This is a genomic window from Thalassotalea castellviae (genome assembly GCF_031846185.1).
GTDB lineage: Bacteria > Pseudomonadota > Gammaproteobacteria > Enterobacterales > Alteromonadaceae > Thalassotalea_H > Thalassotalea_H castellviae.
Genome location: NZ_JAVRIF010000025.1, coordinates 1 through 354, shown reverse-complemented (window position 1 = coordinate 354; position 354 = coordinate 1). Strand labels below are relative to the sequence as shown.

Annotated in this window: 1 pseudogene; it reads right to left on the bottom strand. The window is 36.4% G+C overall.

The features are described from left to right. Window positions 1-297 (bottom strand): annotated as a pseudogene (locus RM573_RS17435) (transposase); the annotation flags it as partial. Between the last annotated feature and the right edge of the window lie 57 nt (window positions 298-354).

Sequence of the window (354 nt, the reverse complement as noted above, 5' to 3'; positions counted from 1 at the left end):
GGTATTTACATGGTAACTTGACCATTTATATTCTGCGGGATGATTGACCATATTCGCCCTTACTGGGTTCATTTCGATATAACGCATACAAGCAAGTAGGTAAGCATCTTCATCAACTAAGCTCGCTTTAAAACGTCCTTCAAATAACGTGCCTGTTCGACTAAGTTCTTTATTGATGTATTCCACATAACGTTTACCAATTGACTGCATTACTAATGAAATACCTGTTTCATCATTTGGGGTCATCAGCAAATGAATATGATTTGTCATTAACACGTAAGCATGTAGATCCACATCATATTTTTTGCAGGCTTATGCCAAGCATTCTAAATAGAATGAGTAATCTAGCTCTGA